Here is a 20,353-nt window from a genome sequence, read left to right as displayed (position 1 = left end):
GCTTTCGCCCAAAAGCGCCCGCTTTCGGCCAAAAGTTATGGGCGGCATCACGCTCGCCAGCGCCGCCGCCGGTTTAGATCGATTGAAATCGGCTGGTGGTCGTCAGCCTTTGCGCAGGTCGCCGTCAGGCTGGACAACGAAGATCAGCACCGCCAGCATGGTCATGTAGAATTTGAACGCCGCCTCCTGGCCGTTCCATGTCGAAGACTGCCACATGGCAAACCACTCGCCGCCGACGACCATGAAGCCGAAATACCAAACGAGGAAACCCATGGTGGCGGCGATCACCACGAATTTCTTGGCGTCGTTGAAAGCCTGCCCGCTGGCATTGCGCGCCTGCCACAAATTCCAGGCCGCGATCAGATAGAGCAGGCAGGTCAATGCCTCGCCCAGGATGATCAACCAGTAGCCGGCCGTCCACAATGACGGGTTGGTGATCGAGCGATACATCAGCGCGTTGCCGGGAAAGGTCGTGTCCATGCTCAGCACATGCTGGACAAAGGCGAAGTTTGAGCCGTAATCGGTGATGTTGCCGAAAGCAACGAGGAAGGCGAAAACCGCCAGACACAGACACATGACGATCTTGGAGAAACGCAAGGTCATGGCAAGAACTCCTGCTGAAAGATCGGGGCATCGGACAGATCAATCGCCGAGTCCCGAAGATCGCGCAACCGGCGCTCCAGTGATCATCATGCTCACCACCATCGCGAGACATTATGCCGACCAGCAAGGCATTGCGGAGACTGTCGAAGCCCTCGATCTCGACAGTGGTTGCGCCGTGGGTGATCTGATTTCTTTTGTGAAAGCCGGAAGACCGTATGATTTTGCAGTCATCCGCCGCCGTTGGATCGCCGGCGAGACGGGCATCACGCTCGAACTGACGCTCGATCACCCGGCCCGTTCGAGCGGAGACTGAAACCAGAGAGCTTCGCCCGAGACGCTACGCCGCCTCCCGCCCCATGCGCCGCGCGGTATAGCGCTCGATCGCCGACAGCCCGTCATAGATCAGCACGGCAAGGGCCGCGACGATCAGGCCGCCCTGCAGGACGAAGGCGAGGTTGTTCGACAGCAGACCGGCGATGATCACTTCGCCCAGCGTCTTGGCCGCCACGGTCGAGCCGATGGTCGCGGTGGCGAGACTGATGACCACCGACAGCCGGATGCCGGCGAGAATGATCGGCGCGCTGAGCGGCAGCTCGACCTTGATCAGCCTTTGCCAGCCGGTCATGCCGGCGCCGCGCGCCGCCTCGACCACATTGACCGGCAGCGTCGTCAACCCGGTCAGCGCATTCTCGAAGATCGGCAGCAGGCCGTAGAGAAACAGCGCGATCAGCGTCGGCTTTTCGCCGAAGCCGACGGCCGGCACGGCAAGCGCCAGCACCGCCACCGGCGGAAAGGTCTGGCCGATATTGACCAGGCTGCGCGACAGCGGCAGGAATTCGACGCCGGCCGGCCTGGTGACCAGGATGGCGAGCGCCACGGCAACGATGACCGCGGCCATGGTAGCGATCAGCACGGTCCTCAGATGCAGCAGCGTCAGCGTCAGCAGGCTACCCTGATTGTAGATCGCCGGCGCGTTGTTCTCGGTCAGCGGCTTCAGCAGCGGTTCGAACCAACCGGGATTGGTCACGAAGGCCGCCAGCAGCAGCACCAGAACAAGCCTGAGCAGCGAGGGAAGGCAGGCTTTCATGCCGGCCTCGCCGCGCGTTTCACCAGCCCGTCCACCGTGACGCGGCCGAGCGGCTTGCCGTCGGCGTCTTTCACCGGCAGCGCCGGCCGGCCCGACCAGAGGAGTTCGGCCAGCGCATCGCGCTGGCTGGCGTCGCCGGGGATCGCCTCGCCTTCGGCGATCCCCTTCTCCACCGCGTCGCGCACGCGGCCGAGCGACAGCAGCCTGAACGGTTTTTCGCTGGCGCCGACCAGGGTTTCGACGAAGGCGCTGGCCGGCTTCGCCAGGATCTGGGCAGGTTTGGCATACTGCACCAGCTTGCCGGCATCCATCACCGCGATCTTGTCGCCCATATGCACGGCCTCTTCCATATCGTGGGTGACCAGGATGATGGTGGTGCCGAAGCGCTTCTGGATCGCCAAAAGATCCTCTTGCGCCTTGTTGCGGATGATCGGGTCCAGTGCGCCGAACGGCTCGTCCATCAACAGCACGTTCGGCTCCGCAGCCAGCGCGCGGGCGACGCCGACGCGCTGCTGCTGTCCGCCGGAGAGCTCGTGCGGATAGCGTGGCCCGAATGCCTGAGGATCTAGCTGGTAGAGCGTCATCAACTCGTCGACACGGCGCTTGATGCGGGCCGCATCCCAGCCAAGCAGCACCGGCACGGTAGCTATGTTCTGCGCCACCGTGCGATGCGGAAACAGCCCATGACCCTGGATGGCGTAGCCGATGCTGCGGCGCAGCTCGTAGCCGGGCAGCGAGCGGTTGTCGGCGCCGTCGAGCTTGATCACGCCCGAGGTCGGCTCGACCAGCCGGTTGATCATGCGAAGCAGCGTCGTCTTGCCGGAGCCGGAGGTGCCGACGATGACGGTGATGGTGCGCGGCTCGATCACCATCGACACGTCGTCGACCACCGCTGTCGCGTCGTAGCGCTTGGTAATGCCCTCGATCTCGATCATGCGGGTTGTGCCTCGCGTCTCTTGGTGGAGGTCATTTCGATGACCGCGTCGAGGATGATGGCGGCGGCAAAGGCCAGCGCCACCGTCGGCACGGCGCCGAGCAGCACCAGGTCCATCGCCGTCTGGCCGACGCCCTGGAACACGAACACGCCGAAGCCGCCGCCGCCGATCAGCGCGGCAATGGTGGCAAGGCCGATGTTCTGGACCAGCACGATGCGGATGCCGGTGAGGATCACCGGGAAGGCCAGCGGGAATTCGACGCCGAACAGGCGCTGGCGATCGGTCATGCCCATGCCGCGCGCGGCGTCGTTGGCGGCGCGCGGCACGCCGGCAAGACCGACCACGGTGTTGGCCACCACCGGCAGCAGCGAATAGAGGAACAGGGCGACGAAGGCGGGCGCGGTGCCGATGCCGCGAATGCCGAGGGAGGCTGCGCCGGGCACATGCGTTGCGACCCAGCCGAGCGGCGCGATCAACAGGCCGAACAGCGCGATCGAGGGAACGGTCTGGATGATGTTCAGCACGTTCAGCACGCCGGCCCGCAATTTTTCGACGCGATGGCAGAGGACGCCGAGCGGCAGGCCGACGACTACCGCCGCCGCCAGCGAACCCAGCGCCAGCGTCACATGTTTGGAGCCTTCGGCCCAGAAGCTGCCGGCACGATTGGCGTATTCCTTGAGGATCGACAGATTGTCCCAGCTTCCCGAGACCAACAGCAGGCCAACCGATGCTGCCGCGACGACAAGCACGCCGACCCGCGCCCAGGGCGACAGGTTCAACCTTGTCAGCACATCGGCGAGCAAAAGCGTAAAGGCGAAGATGAGCAGCCAGAAGCCCGACGCGGGCGAGACGCGGGCAAAGGTATTGCCCTCAGGCGTCAGGAAGCTGCCGGCGACGCCGATCAGCAGCGCCAGTGCTGCAAGCGCGACCAAACTGGCGGCAAGGCGCAGGATCAGCGGCGTCTTCAACAGCGCGATGAGCGCCGCGGCGACGACGATCGCCAGCAGCAGCGAGCCTATCGCTGGCGGCAACGCCTCCAGAATCGGCCGCGCTTCGCCGGGCACGATGCGGTTGGCGCGGAAGGTGGCGAAGGGGGCGAGGAAAGCCGCATAGGCAACGATCGCGGCGATGACCACGCCGAGCTTGTCGAAGCGGATGGTCATTGAAAACCCTTCGGATAAGCGAGCGAAGGCCTCGCGGGCGTGGCGGCAACTTTGGAGATTGGCGAAAGCCGAGGCGACATCCAATCTCCCCCCTTGCGGGGGAGATGTCCGGCAGGACAGAGGGGGGTGTGAAGGATCGCGACCGTCGGATTAAGGGCCTGCTGGAAATGAAACCTGCCAGATGCCGTTGTTACAATTGGTTGGCAGGTCGGCGGGACAGCACCCCCCTCTGTCCTGCCGGACATCTCCCCCGCAAGGGGGAGATCGGCAGTTCCGCCAACCGCGCCTTTCCCACTCGCACCGGTGTCACGTTCCCAACTGCGTGCCGACTACTTCAAAAAGCCATTCTTCTTCAAAAAGTCTTCGGCGACGCCCTTGACCGGCTCGCCGCCGACCTGCACGCGCCCGTTCAATTCCTGCAGGGTGACGAGGTCGAGCTTGGCGAAGACCGGCTTCAGCAGCGTCTCGATTTCGGGGTGCTCCTTCAGCACCGCCTCGCGGATGATCGGCGCGGGCTGATAGACCGGCTGTACGCCCTTGTCGTCGTCGAGCACGACCAGGCCGGACGGCGCGATGCCGCCGTCGGTGCCGTAGACCATGGCGGCGTTGGCGCCATTGGTTTGGTTCGCCGCAGCGGCGATGGTCGCCGCCGTATCGCCGCCGGACAGCGTGATCAGCTGGTCCGGCTTCAGCGTGAAGCCATAGGTGGTCTGGAAGGCCGGAAGCGCTGCCGCCGAATTGACGAACTCGGCCGAGGCCGCCAGCACCACCTGGCCGCCGCCCGAGACGTATTTGCCGAAGTCGGACAGCGTCGCCAGCTTGTTGGTCTCGGCGACCTCCTTGCGCAGCGCGATCGCCCAGGTGTTGCTGGCCGGCGACGGCGACAGCCAGACGATCTTGTTGGCGTCGTAATCGAGTTTTTTGGCCGTCTCATAGGCCTTGGCGGCATCCTTCCACACGGGGTCGTCGGCCTTTTCGAAGAAGAAGGCGGCATTGCCGGTGTATTCCGGATAGATGTCGATCTCGCCGGCGGTGATCGCCTTGCGCACCACCGGAGTGCCGCCGAGCTGGATGCGGTCGGTGGTTTGGATGTTGTTGGCGTTCAGCATCAGCTGGATGATGTTGCCGAGCACGCCGCCTTCGGTGTCGATCTTCGACGACACCACCACCTGGGCGCTCGCAGAGGCCGCGGCGATGCCGAGCGCCAGAGCCGCGCCGGCCAGAACCTTGACTGAAAACATTTCACAAATCCCTTGCTGAGAACCGGACTACGGCTGCCGCATATGAGCATGGCTTCAATGCCCCGTCGGGGTACACGGTTTCATAACGACGGGGACGGGCGCAATAATTTTGTTCCTACGTGGCAAATTCGGCGCGCCTCGTCCCGACAGCGTTGTGTCAGGTGGACCGGCGCGCGCTCGTCGCCTTCAAAACGCCCAGTGCCACGAAGCACAGCACCGTCACAGGGAAGATGATCCAGTTCAGCATGTCCCAGCCCCAGGCATTGTAGACGGCGCCCGACATCAGCGAGGCGAAGGCTACGGAGCCGAACAGGACGAAATCGTGAAAACCCTGGACCTTGCCCTTTTCGGATGGCCGGTAGCTGTCGGCGACCATGGCGGTGGCGCCGATAAAGCCGAAATTCCAGCCGAGCCCGAGCAGGATCAGCGCCGTCCAGAATTGCCACAACGCCAGGCCCGAGAGCGCCACCAAGGCGCAGCCGATTAGCAACACAAGGCCGGTGGCGACGATCCGTTCGGCGCCGAAGCGATGGATCAGCGAGCCGGTGAAGAAGCTCGGCGCGAACATCGCCATGACATGCCAGGAAATGCCAAGCGTGGCATCGTCTGTCGACAGGCCGCAGCCGACCATGGCCAGCGGTGCGCCAGTCATGACGAAGCTCATCAGCGCGTAGCTGCCGACGGCGCAAAACAGCGCCGCCACGAAGCGCGGCCTTGTCACGATCTCGGAGAGCGGCCGCGCATCGCCGTCGGTGACTTCCACTTTGCCCGTTGACTTGGCCGGGATGCGCAGGAACGACAGGATGACAGTGCCGACCGCCGCCAGAACCAGGATGGCCGCGAACGAGCCGGCAAACATCACCGGCGCAAACAATTCGCGGGTGAAGATGACGATCTGCGGCCCAAGGATGGCGGTGACGATGCCGCCGGCCAGCACGAAGGAGATCGCGCGCGCCTTGAATTCAGACGGCGCGTTATCGGCGGCGGCGAAACGGAATTGCTGGACGAAGGCACCGCCGATGCCGATCACCAACAGGCCGAAGGCGAACAGCCAGAAGCTGGCGTGGAACAGCGCCAGCGTGGCGACCAGGCCACCGAGCGCGGTGACGATCGTGCCGGTCATGAAGCCGTCGCGCTGGCCGAGCCGGCGGATGATGGCGGCGGCCGGCAATGCGCCGAGCGCCACGCCGACGTTGAAGCCGGTGATTGGCGCCGTCGCCAGCGACTTGTCGGCGGCAAGCAGATAGTGCCCGGCCAACCCACCCATGGAAATGGCGATGGGTGCGGCCGAACCGATGATTGCCTGCGAAGCGGCAAGGATGAGCGCCGTGCGGCGCGCGTCCCTGCCGGCCTCGGTAATAACGATGGCCGTCATGAAGCGTCCTTGCCGCGCCCCTCGCCGCGCACCCGGCGCGACACGCGATCGAGCACCGCATTGACCAGCTTCGGCTCGTCTTCTTCGTAAAACGCCTTGGCGATATCGACATATTCCGAAACGATGACGGCCACCGGCACGTCCTCTCGCTTCATCAGTTCGTAGACGCCGGCGCGCAGGATGGCGCGCAGCGTCGAATCGAGCCTGGACAACGGCCAGTCCTCGGTCAGCGCCTGGCGGATGATCGGATCGATGGTCTTCTGGTTCTCGACCACGCCGGCGAGGATGGCGCGAAACCATTGCGCGTCCGCCTCGCGATAGAGCGCGCCGTCGACTTCCTTGCCAAGCCTGAACGCCTCGTATTCGGCGGTGATCTCGAAGATGCCGCTGCCGGCCACATCCATCTGATAGAGCGCCTGCACGGCGGCCAGACGGGCAGCGCCGCGCTTGTTGGCGTGGCGTGCCGCGGGTTGGCCGGGTGATGCGGGTTCGCTCACGATCGCTCTCCCAGCTGTTGCTTCAGGGCTATCATAGTCAGCGCCGCACGCGCGGCAAAGCCGCCCTTGTCGCCCTCCGAACGTCTGGCCCGCGTCCAGGCCTGCTCGTCATTTTCGGTGGTCAGGATGCCGTTGCCGATGCAGACCGCTTCCTGCACGGAGAGGTCCATCAGGGCACGGCTGGATTCATTGGCGACGATGTCGAAATGATAGGTGTCACCGCGCACGATGGTGCCGAGGGCGACAAAACCGTCATAGCTCGGCCCGCCTTCGGCGGCGCCGTCGAGCGCGAAGGAAATCACAGCGGGAATTTCGAGCGAACCCGGAACGGTGACGACATCGTATGTCGCGCCCGCTTCCTCGAGCGCGCTTGTCGCGCCTTCGAGCAGCGCGTCGGCAAGATCGTCGTGGAAGCGCGCCTCGATGACAAGAAGGTGGGCCTTCTTCTTCGGGCGGATGAACGCTTTGCCGTGTTGGGATGTGCCAGCCATTGATGTCTCCGGGGAACGCGGTGACTTAGGCCGAAGCCGGTTTGATCGCAAGCAGAAGATTGTTGGCGCGGCGGCAGTGCCTATCGATCTTCTCGCGTGTGCCACAGGCGGAGCACATAGATGGTCGATTGCTGGATCTCGTAACGCATTTCGTAGTGCCCACCAAAAATGCGGCGGACTTCGCGCGATTCGAACTCTTCCACTCTTTCACGAATGCGCGGATGTTCAGCCAGCCCAAGCGGGCGCGGCAGCCAGAGGCTGCATCACGGGTGCGACCGCTTGGCTATTTATCGGCGCAAGAAAACCATGGAGCCACGCCCACCAGGCCGCAAGCTCACGACGCGAATGTCAAATTCAAAACTCTACTAGAAACATATATTTGCTAGTGGTTCTTTTGATTCTGACGTTCGCAGCGAGACCGTCGAAAGGATGCGAATGTTAGAATCAGACCGCTAGGTGTAAGCGAACTGTCTGGCGGTGCTGTTTAGAATCTCACCGAGCGGCACCGATTTCGCGACCTCCTCCGGTCATGCGACATGCAACTCGGCAAGATACCAGCCGGTCTCCTCCGCGCCAGTGGCATCGACGCCCGCCCTGCGAAGGTTGTCGAGCACATGCTGCCGTTCCTCGGCGGAAGCAAAGCGCCGCTGCCGAAACAGCCCCTCCAGCTTTTCCGTGACATAGCCATGCCGGCTCAGCATTTCTTCCGAGGCCCCGAAATCGAACATGCGAAGCACGAAATGCGCCATCCATGGGCGGCTGTCCAGGCTCGTTTCCAGAAGCCGTTCCAGCGAGGTCTCCGTGACGTAGCCGACGCAGCCGGTCGAAATGATGAGGTCGGCGTTTTCGATCGCTGCCGTGTCTTGCGGCGTGGGATCGTCTTTCTCGAGATCGGTCGCAACACCTGCATCGAGCATACCCGCATCGACAGCGTAAGATAGCGCGCGATGCGCCGGATCGACACCGACCATTTCGAGCGCAGCATCCGCCGGCTCGGCGTAGAGATCGCGGTCTCGCTGGAGGAGCTTCCCGGGGTCGCCGGCCTCCGCCGCTTCGTAGAGCCGGTAGAGTTCGTCCATCGAAAGTCCGTGCTTGAGAAGCGCGCCATTGACACCATAAGAGCAGCCAATGTCGATCACCTTGGCCGGTTCGGATTCGGTGGCGCTCCGCCGCGCTTCGATCAATCGTTGAAATCTAGGTTTCGCCTCCTGGGGAATTCGATAGCCGAGGCGAGACAAAGTTGAAAAATAAGCTGTCGGTTCCGGATTGTTATAAATATTGTTCAAGTTTATCTTACCAGTTGCGTCGTAGCTAATATTTTCCAATATAACGGCTCCGTTTTTCATAATGCGAATACCCGTTTCGCCTTCACAAAATTCGTGAAGCGTACACAGGGCGCGTGAGGGCGATTATTTTCCGTTTGGAGTTTTTATTATAGCGCGTACGATCGAGAATAGAACCCGCAACGGGAACAAAAATCTCACCGCCGTGCAAAATAGCGGCATTGCCGCAAGCCACGCAGCAGCGGATCAAGCTCGACCCGCACTCCTCGCGCCTACCCTTGCGGCCGTTTCGAGTGGCTGTACGCGCGCGAAGACTCTAAAAGCGCGTCGCGTCTCAAGGGATTCGCGCGACGCGCTTCAAGTTCTTGTTTTTATGCATGTCGTTATCCCAAAACCGCTGCGCACTCTTGGGCGACATGCATTAGCGGCTCGACCGCTTCGTAAGCCAATCCGCAAGCGTCTTCTTCGTCGGACTATCGCAAAGTCGGCAAGACGGCTTGCACGACAGGCATTCAAAGCCCCTCTTTCGCCGCCTCCGCCAAGCGCGCCGCGTAACGGGCCATGGTGTCGATTTCCAGATTGACCCGGTCGCCGACCTGGCGTTCGCCCCAGGTGGTCACCGTCAGCGAGTGATGGATCAAAAGCACGTCGAAGCGGGTGCCTTCGACCTTGTTGACGGTGAGCGAGGTGCCGTCGAGCGCGACAGAGCCCTTGGGTGCGATGAATTTGGCCAGTTCGCGCGGTGCGTCCAGCGTGAAGCGCACGGCGTCGCCCTCCTCCTCGCGCGCCACGATCTCTGCCCTGCCGTCGACATGGCCCGATACGATGTGGCCGCCGAGTTCGTCGCCGATCTTCAGCGCCCGCTCCAGGTTGATCCTCGTGCCGGATTTCCAGCCCATGGCTGTCGTCAGCCTGAGCGCTTCTTCCCAGGCCTCGACCTCGAACCAGCGCGCATTGGCGCCGCTTTCCGGCAGCGCCGTCACCGTCAGGCAGACGCCGCCGCAGGAAATCGAGGCACCGATGGCGATGGTCTGCGGGTCATAGGCGGTATCGATGCGCAGGCCGACGCCCTCTCGCAGCGGCTTCACGGCAGCAACGGTGCCGACATCGGTGACAATCCCGGTAAACATCAGGCTCTATCTTTCAGTTTGACCTTGATCTTGTCCAAAACCGGTTCCCACCTTTTGGGATCATGGTCTTATCCACTCGGCGTAATGATCTTCGCCAAAGCGCATCTCGCGCAATTTGCGGAACCCCGCCGGGATATGGTCGGCGTCGATGGGCGATGCAATGCCGCCCTCGCCGATCGGTTCCTGCCCCTGGAACAGCATGATGCGGTCGACCAGCCCTTCGGCGAGGAAGGCCTTGGCCACCTTGGCGCCGCCCTCGACCAGCACGCTCGCCATGCCGAGCGCGGCCAGATCCTCGAGCAGTTCCGGCAGCGCAATATCGCCTTCATACGTCTCGGTGCCGATGAAGCGCACGCCGGCGCGTTCGAGCGCGGCCCGCCGGTGCGGGTCGGCTTCGGCGCAGGCGGCGACGTAGAGCGGAACCCGGTCGACGCCGGCGACCAGTTTCGACGTTTCCGGCAGCCTGATCTGGCGGTCGAGCACAATGCGCGCCGGCGAACGGTTCTCCAGCCCCGGCAACCGCACCGTCAGCGCCGGATCGTCCTCCAGCGCCGTGCCGATGCCGATCAGTATTCCGTCGGCTTCGGCCCGCATCAGATAGACTTCGCGCCGGGCGATGTCGCCGGTGATCGAAACCTGCCCCTGGCCTTCCATGCCGATCTTGCCGTCGCTGGAAAGCGCAAGTTTCAGAATCACTTCCGGGCGTTTTTTGAGAGATCGAATCATATAGCCGGCCATCTGCTCGGCGGCTTCGGCCTCGAGCACCTTTTCGACCACTTCGACACCGGCGGCGCGCAGGATCGCATAGCCCTTGCCGGACACTCGTGGATCGGGGTCGCTCGCGGCCCCGACCACCCGTGCGACGCCGGCATCGACCAATGCACTGGCGCAAGGCGGCGTGCGGCCGTGATGGGCGCAGGGCTCCAGGGTGACATAGGCGGTGGCGCCGCGTGCCAGTTCGCCGGCCTCGGCCAACGCCTCGGTTTCGGCATGCGGCCGGCCGCCGACAGCGGTGACGCCGGCGCCGACGATCATCGGCCCGGTGCCGTCATCGCGCACGATCAGCGTGCCGACCGAAGGATTGGTCGAGGTCCGCCCGGCGTTCTTCCTCGACAGCCTGAGGGCCGCCGCCATGAAGCGGCGATCAAGAACCTCTTGTTCGGCTTGGCTGCGCCCTGCCATGCTCAGCCAGCGTCCTCTTCCTTGAGTTCGTCGCCCTTGAGCTCGTCACCCTTCAGTTCACCTAGCACGTCGTGGAAATCCTTGGCCTCGCGGAAATTGCGATAGACCGAGGCGAAGCGCACATAGGCGACGTCGTCGAGCGACTTCAGCGCCTCCATCACCAGCCGGCCGACCTCGCCCGAGGCGACTTCGGTCTCGCCCGAGCTTTCGAGCTGGCGCACGATGCCGGTCACCGCACGGTCGATGCGCTCGGGATCGACATTGCGCTTGCGCACCGCGATCTCCACCGAGCGCAGCAGCTTGTCACGATCGAACGGCACCTTGCGGCCGGATTTCTTAACGACGACGAGATCGCGCAACTGCACGCGCTCGAAGGTGGTGAAGCGGCCGCCGCAATCGGGGCAGACGCGCCGCCGGCGGATCGCCGCGCCGTCTTCGGCGGGTCGCGAATCCTTCACCTGCGTATCTTCGGACTGGCAGTAGGGACAGCGCATGGCAGGCCTTCGGTTCGCGATTCTCGTGGAGCGAAAGGCTTAGAGGTTTTTGCCGCGATGGCAAAGGATCGGGAAAGCCTCTCGCGCCTCAGAGATAGCGAGGCGCGCGAAAAATTACCAGCATCATCCCAGACGGCAATACCGGCCGATTACGGCGCGACGTCACCGGTCGGAAAGCCGCATGACATGCCGAGGCTGCGATAAGCCTTCGTGAAGCCGTCCATCGATACCGTCGCGACCGGCTTGTCGGCGAAGGTGACATCGAGTGCGCTGGCACGGCGCATGGCACGCAGCAGCGCCAAGCTGGTCTCGGTCTTATTGTTCATCATCCACTGTCCGCCGGCATCCGAAATGGTATTGACGGTCGCTTTGACCTTGCTGTTGGCGTCGCCGAACACCGCCGGAATGTTCTCGCCGGTTGGCAGTTCCTTGTTTTTCATGGCGATGACAAGGGTCGGATAGCCGTCGGGCGGCAGTGCGTCACCGTTCGAGATGGCGAGCGTCAGGGTGCCGCTGGTACCGCTCGCGTCGAGAAAGGCGGTCGAGGCGGCGCAGGTCTTGCGCACATCCTCGCCGGTGTCGACTTCGTCGACGATGGTGGACCACGTGCCGAAGGTCTCCATCTTGGGCGCCGCCTGGGCGGGCGCCGCCTGGGCGGGCGCATCCTGGGTGGACGCGGCCTGCGCCAAGGCGAACCCGGATAGCGGCAAGGGGCTCACTGTGGCGAGCGCACCAAGAGCGCCGAAGCCGGCAAGACGGAAAATTCGCATCATCGTCAAGGCTCCTTGTCCGGACCGCCCACGTCTGTCCGGCCGATAAGGGATGACTGCCCGCTTCAGGTCAACCGAGATATGGATAGAGCGGAAAACGATCCGTCAACGCTCCCACCTTCGCCTTGACCGCTGCCTCGACGGCTGCATTGCCCTCGTCGGAATTCGCGGCCTTGAGCCCGTCCAGCACCTCGGCGATCAGCTTGCCGATCTCGCGGAACTCGGCCTGGCCGAAACCACGCGTGGTGCCGGCCGGCGTGCCGAGCCGCACACCGGAGGTGACGAACGGCTTTTCGGGATCGAAAGGAATGCCGTTCTTGTTGCAGGTGATGTTGGCGCGGCCAAGCGCTGCCTCGGCACGCTTGCCGGTGGCGTTCTTCGGGCGCAGGTCGACCAGCATCAGATGATTGTCGGTGCCGCCGGAGACGATGTCGAGGCCGGTCTCCTGCAGACTGGAGGCCAGCGCCTTGGCATTGGCGGCGACGCTCTCGGCATAGATCTTGAAGCTCGGCTTCAGTGCTTCGCCGAGCGCCACGGCCTTGGCGGCGATGACATGCATCAGCGGCCCGCCCTGCAGGCCCGGAAACACGGCCGAATTCATCTTCTTGGCGATGTCCTCGTCGTTGCACAGGATCATACCGCCGCGTGGGCCGCGCAGCGATTTGTGCGTGGTGGTGGTGACCACATGGGCATATGGCAGCGGCGACGGATGCACGCCGCCGGCGACCAGGCCGGCGATATGCGCCATGTCGACCATCAGATAGGCGCCGATCGAGTCGGCGATCTCGCGAAAACGCTTCCAGTCCCAGACGCGTGAATAGGCGGTGCCGCCGGCCAGGATCAGCTTCGGCTTGGTCTCATGGGCGATCTTCTCGATCGCATCCATGTCGAGCAGATGGTCGTCCCTGCGCACGCCGTAGGAGACGACCTTGAACCATTTGCCGCTCATGTTGACCGGCGAGCCATGGGTCAGATGCCCGCCCGAGTTCAGGTCGAGCCCCATGAAGGTGTCGCCGGGCTGCAGCAGCGCCAGGAACACCGCCTGGTTCATCTGGCTGCCGGAGTTCGGCTGGACGTTGGCGAAGTTGCAGCCGAAGAGTTTTTTGGCACGCTCGATGGCCAGGTCCTCGGCCACGTCGACGAACTGGCAGCCGCCATAGTAGCGCTTGCCCGGATAGCCCTCGGCGTATTTGTTGGTCATGATCGACCCCTGCGCCTCCAGCACGGCGCGGGAGACGATGTTTTCCGACGCGATCAGTTCGATCTCGTGGCGCTGGCGGCCGAGCTCGTTGCGGATCGCGCCGAATATCTCAGGATCGGCATCGGCCAGCGTGGTTTCGAAGAAGGATTCGAATTTGTTCGACACTGCCGTTGCTGTTGCCATGGCTTGATATCCTTGAGGTCCGGGGGGTCTGCCGCGCCATTAACACAGTTGCTCTCGCCCCGCCACGTTTGCAGCGCGAAATTTGCTGGCCGGATTGCGGCAGCGCGGGTCCGCGGATCCTATTTTCTTGTCTGTCGGCCCTTTAGCAGGGCCTCGGTGAGGGTGATCTCGGTAAACAGCGCCCGCATCGTATGATCGTTGATTTCACGGCTGCGAAACATGGCGCGCACGGCCGCGCGCTCTGCCTCGATGCCAGCCAGGCGCAGCTCGAGCTCCAGCCGCCCGGCTTCGCGGGCCTCGGCGCGCGCCTCATCGGCCTCGTCGGAAGCGGCGATGCGGCGCCGGTAGCCGGCGACTATGCTGTCGGCTATCGCCAGCCGGGCGCCGGCCTCCTCTCCTTCGCTGCCGTCATTGGCAATGCTCTCGATGCGGGCGATGGCCGCGTTGGCCGCGCCGACACGCGCCAGCCGCTCCTCGGCAGCGCCTGGATCCTCGCCCGGCTCGACCAGCCCGCGCGCGATCTTCGGCAAGGCGAGGCTGGCGATCACCAGCGAGCAGATGATGACGCCGGCGGCGAGGAAGATGACCACGTCGCGCGCCGGAAAGGGTGAACCGTCGGGCATGGCGAGCGGCAGCGACAGGATGCCGGCCAGCGTGATGGCGCCACGCACGCCGGCCACCGAACCGGCGAGCCGCACGCGCTGGCCGAACGGCTCGGCCTTGCGCTTGCCGAGCCGCGCGGCAAGGCGCGCCGCGATGTCACCGACCCAAATCCACAGGAAGCGCAGGCCGATCAGGCACAGCGTCAGGACCAGCACCGTGGCAACCGGCTCGATCAGCCAATGCCGGCTGCTCAGTTCGGGCGGCACGTTGCGGATGATGTCGGGGAGCTGCAAGCCAAGCAGAATGAACAGAGCGCCGTTGAAGACAAAGGACAGCGTCGTCCATAGCGACAGGGCCTGCATGCGAGCGGAGACGCCGAGATAGCGGAAAATCCCGGAACCACCGGTCAACAGGCCGGCGGTAACCGCCGCCAGGATGCCCGAGGCTTCGACATGTTCGGCGCCGAGATAGGCGATGAACGGCATCAGGATCATCACCAGCACTTGCGCCTCGGCCGGGACACTGCCGATGCGGTTCAAAAGTTGCAGCGTTTTGGTCGCAATAATCAAGGCCGCCACGCCAGCCAGGATGCCGGCGGCGACCGCATAGAGAAAACTCAGCGAAGCGGCGGCGAAGGAGAAGCTGCCGGTCAGCGCCGCCGCCACGGCGAAGCGGAACATCACCAGCCCCGACGCGTCGTTAAGCAGCGACTCGCCTTCCAGAATGTGCATCAGCCGCGCCGGAACCACATTCCTGTCGACGATCGAGGATACGGCCACGGCGTCGGTGGGCGACAGCACCGCTGCGAGCGCGAAAGCGACGACCAGGGGGATGCTCGGCACCAGCCAGTGCAAGGCGTAGCCGAAGCCGACGATGGTGAAGAAGACCAGCCCGATGGCAAGGTCGAGGATGGGGCCGCGCAGCGCCAGCAACTCGCGCTTGGGTGCTGCTACCGCGTCGCTGAACAGCAGCGGCGGGATGAACACCAGCAGGAAAAGCTCGGGATCGATCTCGACATGGATGCCGCGCACCGGCCAGGCGAGCGCGGCGCCTATGGCAATCTGCAACACCGGCAACGGCACCCGCACCAGCCGGACCAGCGCGCCGGAAACCGCGACGAAGACGAGCACGACCAGGATGAAGATTGCGACCTGCATGGCACCGTTCCCGAGTGTTTTTCGGCCCCGCCAATCCGTTCAGCCGGCGCGCCCCGGCGGGGACGTCAGAAAGCAAAAAGGCCGCCTCTCCGGGCGGCCTTTCAGCAAAAAGATCAGTCGCTTAGAGCGCAGAGGTGATCTGCAGCTCGTTGGCTCCGTCGAGCCCGTAGATGTCGTCGCGGAACTGCACGACGCCAGGCCCCGTCGACCAGGCCGAGATGTAGAGGAAATAGACCGGAACCGGATTGGTGACCTGCACCGGGATGTTCTCGCCGCTCTTGATCGAAGCCTCGAAATGCTGGCGGGTCCAGCCCGGCGTGTCGCGCAGGATCCAGGTGACGAGGTCGCGCACGTTCTGGACGCGCACGCAGCCCGAGGAATCGAAACGCATCATCTTGCCGAACAGGCTCTGCTGCGGCGTGTCGTGCATGTAGACGCCGTCCGGGCTCGGGAAATTGATCTTGACCGAGGCCATTGCATTGCCGGAGCCCGGATCCTGGCGAAAGCGGTATTTCTCGGCGTCGTCGGTCGACCAGTCGACGGTCAGCGGATCGACCTCGCTGCCATCCGGCGCGAACAGACGGATTTTGCTGTCCTTGAGATAGTTGGGGTCCTTCCGCATCAGCGGAATGATGTCCTTGCGCACGATCGAGACGGGCGCGTTCCAGTAGGGATTGACGATGATCTCGTTGATCTTGGAATCGACGATCGGCGTCTGGCGGTCGATCTTGCCGACAACGGCAGTGTGGCGCAGCACGACACGGTCGTTCTCGACCGCCTCGATCTGGGCGCCGGGGATATCGACCAATACATAACGGTTGCCCAGCGTGCCGGCGCGCTCGTTCAGCCGCTGCAGATTGGTCTGCAGCTGGCCAAGCCGGACCTGCGCCGAAACATTCATCGCCGCATACGTATATTGGCCAAGGGTCCCGTCGGCGGGCAGGCCGTGACGCGCCTGGAAGCGCTTGACCGCCGAGTCGACATAGGAATCGAAGGCCTCTGAAATGCCGGCGCCCTGCGCCAGGTCGCCCGAAACCATCAAGCGCCTGCGCAACGGCACCACGTCGGGGTCAACGACGCCGAGCTGCAATTTCTTGGTGTCCGGAACCGGCCCCCAACCGCCCTGCATAACAATGTTCTGATATTGCGCGATCGCCTGCTCGGTATACGCAACGGTCTGCAGGCTGACGATCGGCAGCGTCGAGGCCACCTTGCCGCCCTGGCTGGCGCGAGCGTCGAACTGGTCGTCCCAGTTGCTGCGGCCCGAGGATTTCAGGATATCCGCGATCACGTCCTGCGCGCTGGCGCCACCGGCGACCATCGTTGCTGCCAACGCGGAGGCTCCGGAAAGGAAGAAACGGCGACTGGTTCTCATGTACGCTCCAGACAATCTTGTAACAATTCTTTCACCGGGCGATCCGCCCGCACTCTAGAGTTGGCATGCTTAACAATTAGCCAACCATGGCCCTACCACTTCGGTGTAAGAACGCGCCGGGCGCGACGCGCGTTCAGGGGACGCTTGGGCTCTTGCCGCAACATCACTCGCATTCTCGCTTCCACCGGGATTATGGCGGCAACGTGACCCTGACCGCGATTTGGATCGGCTGGTCTCGCGAAACGGAAAGACCGATGCTTTTCGGCATCGGTCTTCAGGTCGTGGACTTGCTTTTCGATCGCGCTTCTTCAGTGCGGTTTCCCTGTAGGGATCTGCCTTACATGCGATAGGCGATGGTGTCGTTCCAGAAGCGGTCGAGGCGCTGCAGGGCGCGGTTCATCTGCTTGAATTCTTCGGTGTTGATGCCGCCGACCTGCTCGATCGAGCCGACATGGCGCTCGTAGAGGCCGGCGACGACTTCCGCCACCGCATTGCCCTTCGGCGTCAGCGAAACCCGCACCGAACGGCGGTCGATGCGCGAGCGCTGGTGATTGATGAAGCCGAGATCGACAAGCTTCTTCAGATTGTAGGAGACGTTCGAGCCGAGATAGTAGCCGCGCGAGCGCAGTTCGCCGGCGGTCAGTTCCGAATTGCCGATGTTGAAGAGCAGCAGCGCCTGGATGGCGTTGATGTCGGAACGGCCGTTGCGGTCGAATTCGTCCTTGATCACGTCAAGCAGACGGCGGTGCAGCCGCTCCACCAGCTGCAGCGATTCCATGTACAGCGAACGGATCGCCTCGCGGCGGTCGTCAGATACGTTGGCGGTCTTCGCCGCCGGACGGGAATTGATCATTGTCTTTGCCTCTCGTTTGTCGCCTGGTGATTTTTTGTTTTTCACCTTGATCGCGACACTATCGAATACTCATAAAATTCGACTTAAACGCCAGGGCTAACAAGAGCTTACCGGTAATAGCTTTCGAAAGAGGCTTAACGAAGGGTCACCCGAACAAGGATGATTAACCTAAAGATTTAGCCAATGATTTCGGGGCACCGCGCCTTATCGCCGGGTCTGGCGCTTCTGCATCCAGATCACCACGCGAAAGACGATGTAGAGCAGCGCCACCGCCGCATGCGAGGCGACGATCAGCGGCCGGCGGCCGAAGAGCTCGGGAAAGCCGGCATACATGATGGTTTCGGTCACCGCGCAGATGAACCAGATCACCGGCCCCCAGGAGGCCAGCATCCACAGGCCGGCGGCGGCGAAGGGAAAGAAGACGGCGAGCATCACCGCCGCCACCTGCCAATGCACCGGCATCAGGTCGAAGCGCCACAACGCGCCGGGGTAGAAGCCGATCAGCCGGATCCAGTACAATATCCCGAACAACAGGCAGTAGCCTGATATGGCGCGCTGGAACCAGGCGAAGATGACCTCCACCATTGTGGGCTGGAGCACGACGCGTCTCGACGTGACCTCGCTCACAGCTCGAGTTCCCGTTCGCCGAGCGGCGCGAAATAGGCATCAACGTCGGCAGCGCCGACTGCGTCGATGCCTGCCGGCCGCCATTGCGGCGTCGAACCCTTGTCGATGATGGCGGCGCGGATGCCTTCGTAGAAATCGTGGCCCGCCAGCATGCGGTTGAGGATGCGGAACTCCATCCGCATGCACTCGTCCATCGACAGCGTCAGCCCGGCGTTGATCTGGCGCCAGGCGACATGCAGGCTGGTCGGCGAGCGGGAGCGGATCGTCGCCAGCGTCTTTGCCGCGAATTCATCGGCTGGTGCAGCGCGCTCCAGGCTGGCGATGACGTCACCCAGCGACGGTTGCGCAAAATGCCGGGCGATCGCTTCCAATGTCGGACTGTCCGTTTCACGCCGGGCCGGGATGGAAAAGCCGCGCAGCGCCGATTCCGGATCGCCGGTCGCAATGAGCCGGTCGAGAAAGCCGGCCTGGTCCTGCGCCATGATCGTATGCGTCGCCAGGCCCGACCACAAGGCGTCGCCATAGCGGATGCGGTTTCCGGTCAGGGCCAGATAGATGCCGAAACTGCCGCCAAGGCCCGGCAGCAGATGACTGGCGCCGACATCCGGGAAAAAGCCGATGCCGACTTCCGGCATGGCGAACTGGGCGTTCTCGGTCATCACCCGCTGCGAGCCGTGGAACGAGATGCCGACGCCGCCGCCCATGACGATGCCGTCGATCAGCGCGACATAAGGTTTCCCGAACCGCGCGATGCGGGCGTTCAGCCGGTATTCGTCGGCGAAGAAATCGACCGGCGGTTTTCCCGCCCGGCCGGCCTCGTAGATGTGGAGGATGTCGCCGCCGGCCGAAAACGCCCTGCCCTCGGCCCTGACGACGACGGCATCGACGCCGTCATCCCGTTCCCAGGCGCGCAGCGCCTTGTCGATTGCCCCGACCATGCGATGGGTGACGGCGTTGAGCGCCCGCGGCCGCGTCAGCGTGACGATGCCTGCCCGGCCCAATCGTTCGAAGCGGATCTCGTCGCCGCCGCCAAAATCCATCGTAAGAGAATCCCTCCCCGCGCCTGCGGGACTGAAGTGCTAAAGCGTGGCGCATGGGTGCGTCAATGCCGGCTGCGCAATCCTGCCGTCTTGGCCACCGCCGAAGCCCGATGCTAGAACTGACCATCTTGATGACGGGTTTTCGAACCGGACGTTGAGCCATGCCTAGATTTTTGCGTCTTACCCTTGTGGTGATCGGCCTGATGGCGGCATGCGCGACCGCTCGTCCCGCATCGGCCGGTGACGACCTCTACCGCGCGAAAACCATCGTCACTGGACAGGGCGAGGAAAACCGGCTGATCGGCTTCAAGGCCTGCCTGGATGCGGTTCTGGTCAGGGTCTCCGGCGATCAGCGCTTGCCGAAAAAGCCTGCGATGGCGGCGCTGCGCGACAAGGCTGGCAGCTTCGTCGCCGAATTCCGCTACCGCGACCGGATGGAAGGCATCCCGATCCACGACGAACAAGGCACACATGACCGGCCGCACGATCTTGACTGCCTCTACAAACCCGCCGTCATCGACCCGGTGCTGGCATCGCTCGGCAGCAAGCCGTGGCTTGCCGAGCGGCCGCGGCTGGCGATCTTCCTCGCAACCGAGCGAGGCGCAAGGCGTTTCGCGCTGGCCGCCGACGATGAGCACGGCGCACCGATGCGCGAATCGTTCCTGAATGCCGCCGACCCACTGGCGATGCTCATCGCATTTCCCGAGGCGTCGCTGCTCTCCGAGTCCGGGCTGACCGACAAGGCGCTGCACGAGACGGATATGGCGGCTCTGGACAAGGCCGCCAAACAGGCCGGCGCCGATCAGGCGCTTGCCGGCAGCATCGTCTGGAGCGACGGGGAACTGGGCTGGATCGCCGATTGGCGGCTTGCCACGGGCGGCAAGACCTACAGCTGGCAGGTGCGCGGCGTCAGTTTCGACGAAGCGTTCCGCGTCGCTATGCGGGGTGCCGCGCAGGTCCTGTCGGGCAACGGTCAGCCGGAATAGGTATACCGGTATCCAAGCAATGCCAGCCTGGCATAATCGTGTCGCATTGGTCAGCGGCGAAGGCTCGTGGTAAGGCT

Annotated in this window: 21 protein-coding genes and 1 pseudogene; 2 read left to right on the top strand and 20 right to left on the bottom strand. The window is 63.7% G+C overall.

The genetic code is table 11. The features are described from left to right. Positions 1 to 102: 102 nt before the first annotated feature. Entirely contained in the window at positions 103 to 603 is a 501-nt protein-coding gene (locus EJ066_RS20710; protein WP_126041174.1) for a DUF2165 domain-containing protein, read from the bottom strand. Positions 604 to 682: 79 nt separating this feature from the next. Here EJ066_RS20710 and EJ066_RS32155 point away from each other — a divergent pair, with 79 nt between their 5' ends. Beyond that, positions 683 to 916, top strand: a complete 234-nt coding sequence (locus EJ066_RS32155; RefSeq protein ID WP_245454950.1) for a hypothetical protein — start codon at positions 683 to 685, stop codon at positions 914 to 916. Positions 917 to 940: 24 nt separating this feature from the next. On the opposite strand, the gene EJ066_RS20700 is transcribed toward EJ066_RS32155, so the two are convergent. From EJ066_RS20700 to EJ066_RS20610, 19 genes and pseudogenes are all read right to left on the bottom strand, one after another. Further along, positions 941 to 1,690: an ABC transporter permease gene (locus EJ066_RS20700; protein ID WP_126041170.1), complete on the bottom strand. Its 750-nt coding sequence runs from the start codon at positions 1,688 to 1,690 to the stop codon at positions 941 to 943. Next, on the bottom strand, positions 1,687 to 2,625 hold the full coding sequence (locus EJ066_RS20695; RefSeq protein ID WP_126041167.1) for an ABC transporter ATP-binding protein: 939 nt from the start codon (positions 2,623 to 2,625) through the stop codon (positions 1,687 to 1,689). The genes EJ066_RS20700 and EJ066_RS20695 overlap by 4 nt, the downstream gene beginning before the upstream one ends. Further along, positions 2,622 to 3,788 (bottom strand): ABC transporter permease, encoded by a 1,167-nt coding sequence (locus tag EJ066_RS20690; protein ID WP_126041165.1) that lies wholly within the window; start codon positions 3,786 to 3,788, stop codon positions 2,622 to 2,624. Before EJ066_RS20690 ends, EJ066_RS20695 begins: the two co-directional genes overlap by 4 nt. Positions 3,789 to 4,117: 329 nt before the next feature. Further along, complete coding sequence (locus tag EJ066_RS20685) at positions 4,118 to 5,029, bottom strand: ABC transporter substrate-binding protein (RefSeq protein WP_126041163.1); 912 nt, start codon at positions 5,027 to 5,029, stop codon at positions 4,118 to 4,120. Between the two features lie 157 nt (positions 5,030 to 5,186). After that, positions 5,187 to 6,404, bottom strand: coding sequence for an MFS transporter (locus EJ066_RS20680; protein ID WP_126041161.1), 1,218 nt, complete (start codon positions 6,402 to 6,404; stop codon positions 5,187 to 5,189). Then, positions 6,401 to 6,901, bottom strand: a complete 501-nt coding sequence (nusB, locus tag EJ066_RS20675; RefSeq protein ID WP_126041159.1) for a transcription antitermination factor NusB — start codon at positions 6,899 to 6,901, stop codon at positions 6,401 to 6,403. The genes EJ066_RS20680 and nusB overlap by 4 nt, the downstream gene beginning before the upstream one ends. Next, a complete protein-coding gene (ribH, locus tag EJ066_RS20670; RefSeq protein ID WP_091591567.1) occupies positions 6,898 to 7,392 on the bottom strand; it encodes a 6,7-dimethyl-8-ribityllumazine synthase in 495 nt (164 codons plus the stop codon). The genes nusB and ribH overlap by 4 nt, the downstream gene beginning before the upstream one ends. An 80-nt stretch (positions 7,393 to 7,472) precedes the next feature. Further along, a pseudogene (locus EJ066_RS20665) lies at positions 7,473 to 7,704 on the bottom strand (type II toxin-antitoxin system RelE/ParE family toxin); the annotation flags it as partial. A gap of 215 nt (positions 7,705 to 7,919) precedes the next feature. Beyond that, on the bottom strand, positions 7,920 to 8,576 hold the full coding sequence (locus tag EJ066_RS20660; RefSeq protein ID WP_126041157.1) for a class I SAM-dependent methyltransferase: 657 nt from the start codon (positions 8,574 to 8,576) through the stop codon (positions 7,920 to 7,922). A gap of 611 nt (positions 8,577 to 9,187) precedes the next feature. After that, positions 9,188 to 9,805 carry a riboflavin synthase gene (locus EJ066_RS20655; protein WP_126041155.1) on the bottom strand — a complete coding sequence of 206 codons (618 nt, stop codon included), beginning with the start codon at positions 9,803 to 9,805 and terminating at the stop codon, positions 9,188 to 9,190. 60 nt (positions 9,806 to 9,865) lie between these two features. After that, a complete protein-coding gene (gene ribD, locus EJ066_RS20650; RefSeq protein ID WP_189644547.1) occupies positions 9,866 to 10,993 on the bottom strand; it encodes a bifunctional diaminohydroxyphosphoribosylaminopyrimidine deaminase/5-amino-6-(5-phosphoribosylamino)uracil reductase RibD in 1,128 nt (375 codons plus the stop codon). Continuing rightward, entirely contained in the window at positions 10,990 to 11,481 is a 492-nt protein-coding gene (nrdR, locus tag EJ066_RS20645) for a transcriptional regulator NrdR (protein WP_095485765.1), read from the bottom strand. The genes ribD and nrdR overlap by 4 nt, the downstream gene beginning before the upstream one ends. Positions 11,482 to 11,630: 149 nt before the next feature. Then, positions 11,631 to 12,251, bottom strand: coding sequence for a hypothetical protein (locus EJ066_RS20640; RefSeq protein ID WP_126043991.1), 621 nt, complete (start codon positions 12,249 to 12,251; stop codon positions 11,631 to 11,633). Between the two features lie 70 nt (positions 12,252 to 12,321). Then, positions 12,322 to 13,635 (bottom strand): serine hydroxymethyltransferase, encoded by a 1,314-nt coding sequence (gene glyA, locus EJ066_RS20635; protein WP_126041151.1) that lies wholly within the window; start codon positions 13,633 to 13,635, stop codon positions 12,322 to 12,324. Between the two features lie 119 nt (positions 13,636 to 13,754). Continuing rightward, positions 13,755 to 15,395: a Na+/H+ antiporter gene (locus EJ066_RS20630; protein WP_126041149.1), complete on the bottom strand. Its 1,641-nt coding sequence runs from the start codon at positions 15,393 to 15,395 to the stop codon at positions 13,755 to 13,757. A gap of 121 nt (positions 15,396 to 15,516) precedes the next feature. Beyond that, on the bottom strand, positions 15,517 to 16,770 hold the full coding sequence (locus EJ066_RS20625) for a L,D-transpeptidase family protein (RefSeq protein WP_126041146.1): 1,254 nt from the start codon (positions 16,768 to 16,770) through the stop codon (positions 15,517 to 15,519). 337 nt (positions 16,771 to 17,107) lie between these two features. Further along, on the bottom strand, positions 17,108 to 17,623 hold the full coding sequence (locus EJ066_RS20620) for a winged helix DNA-binding protein (RefSeq protein WP_126041144.1): 516 nt from the start codon (positions 17,621 to 17,623) through the stop codon (positions 17,108 to 17,110). Between the two features lie 204 nt (positions 17,624 to 17,827). Next, positions 17,828 to 18,250 carry a DUF6163 family protein gene (locus EJ066_RS20615; protein WP_126041142.1) on the bottom strand — a complete coding sequence of 141 codons (423 nt, stop codon included), beginning with the start codon at positions 18,248 to 18,250 and terminating at the stop codon, positions 17,828 to 17,830. After that, entirely contained in the window at positions 18,247 to 19,290 is a 1,044-nt protein-coding gene (locus EJ066_RS20610) for an enoyl-CoA hydratase/isomerase family protein (RefSeq protein ID WP_126041140.1), read from the bottom strand. Before EJ066_RS20610 ends, EJ066_RS20615 begins: the two co-directional genes overlap by 4 nt. Before the next feature lie 161 nt (positions 19,291 to 19,451). Between EJ066_RS20610 and EJ066_RS20605 the strand changes: the two genes are divergently transcribed. After that, positions 19,452 to 20,276 carry a DUF2066 domain-containing protein gene (locus tag EJ066_RS20605; protein WP_126041138.1) on the top strand — a complete coding sequence of 275 codons (825 nt, stop codon included), beginning with the start codon at positions 19,452 to 19,454 and terminating at the stop codon, positions 20,274 to 20,276. Positions 20,277 to 20,353: the final 77 nt, after the last annotated feature.

Origin of the sequence: Mesorhizobium sp. M9A.F.Ca.ET.002.03.1.2 (genome assembly GCF_003952365.1) — a bacterium.
Taxonomy (GTDB): Bacteria; Pseudomonadota; Alphaproteobacteria; order Rhizobiales; family Rhizobiaceae; genus Mesorhizobium.
Note: the sequence above shows the minus strand (reverse complement) of the source record. Positions and strands in the feature narration are given on the sequence as shown.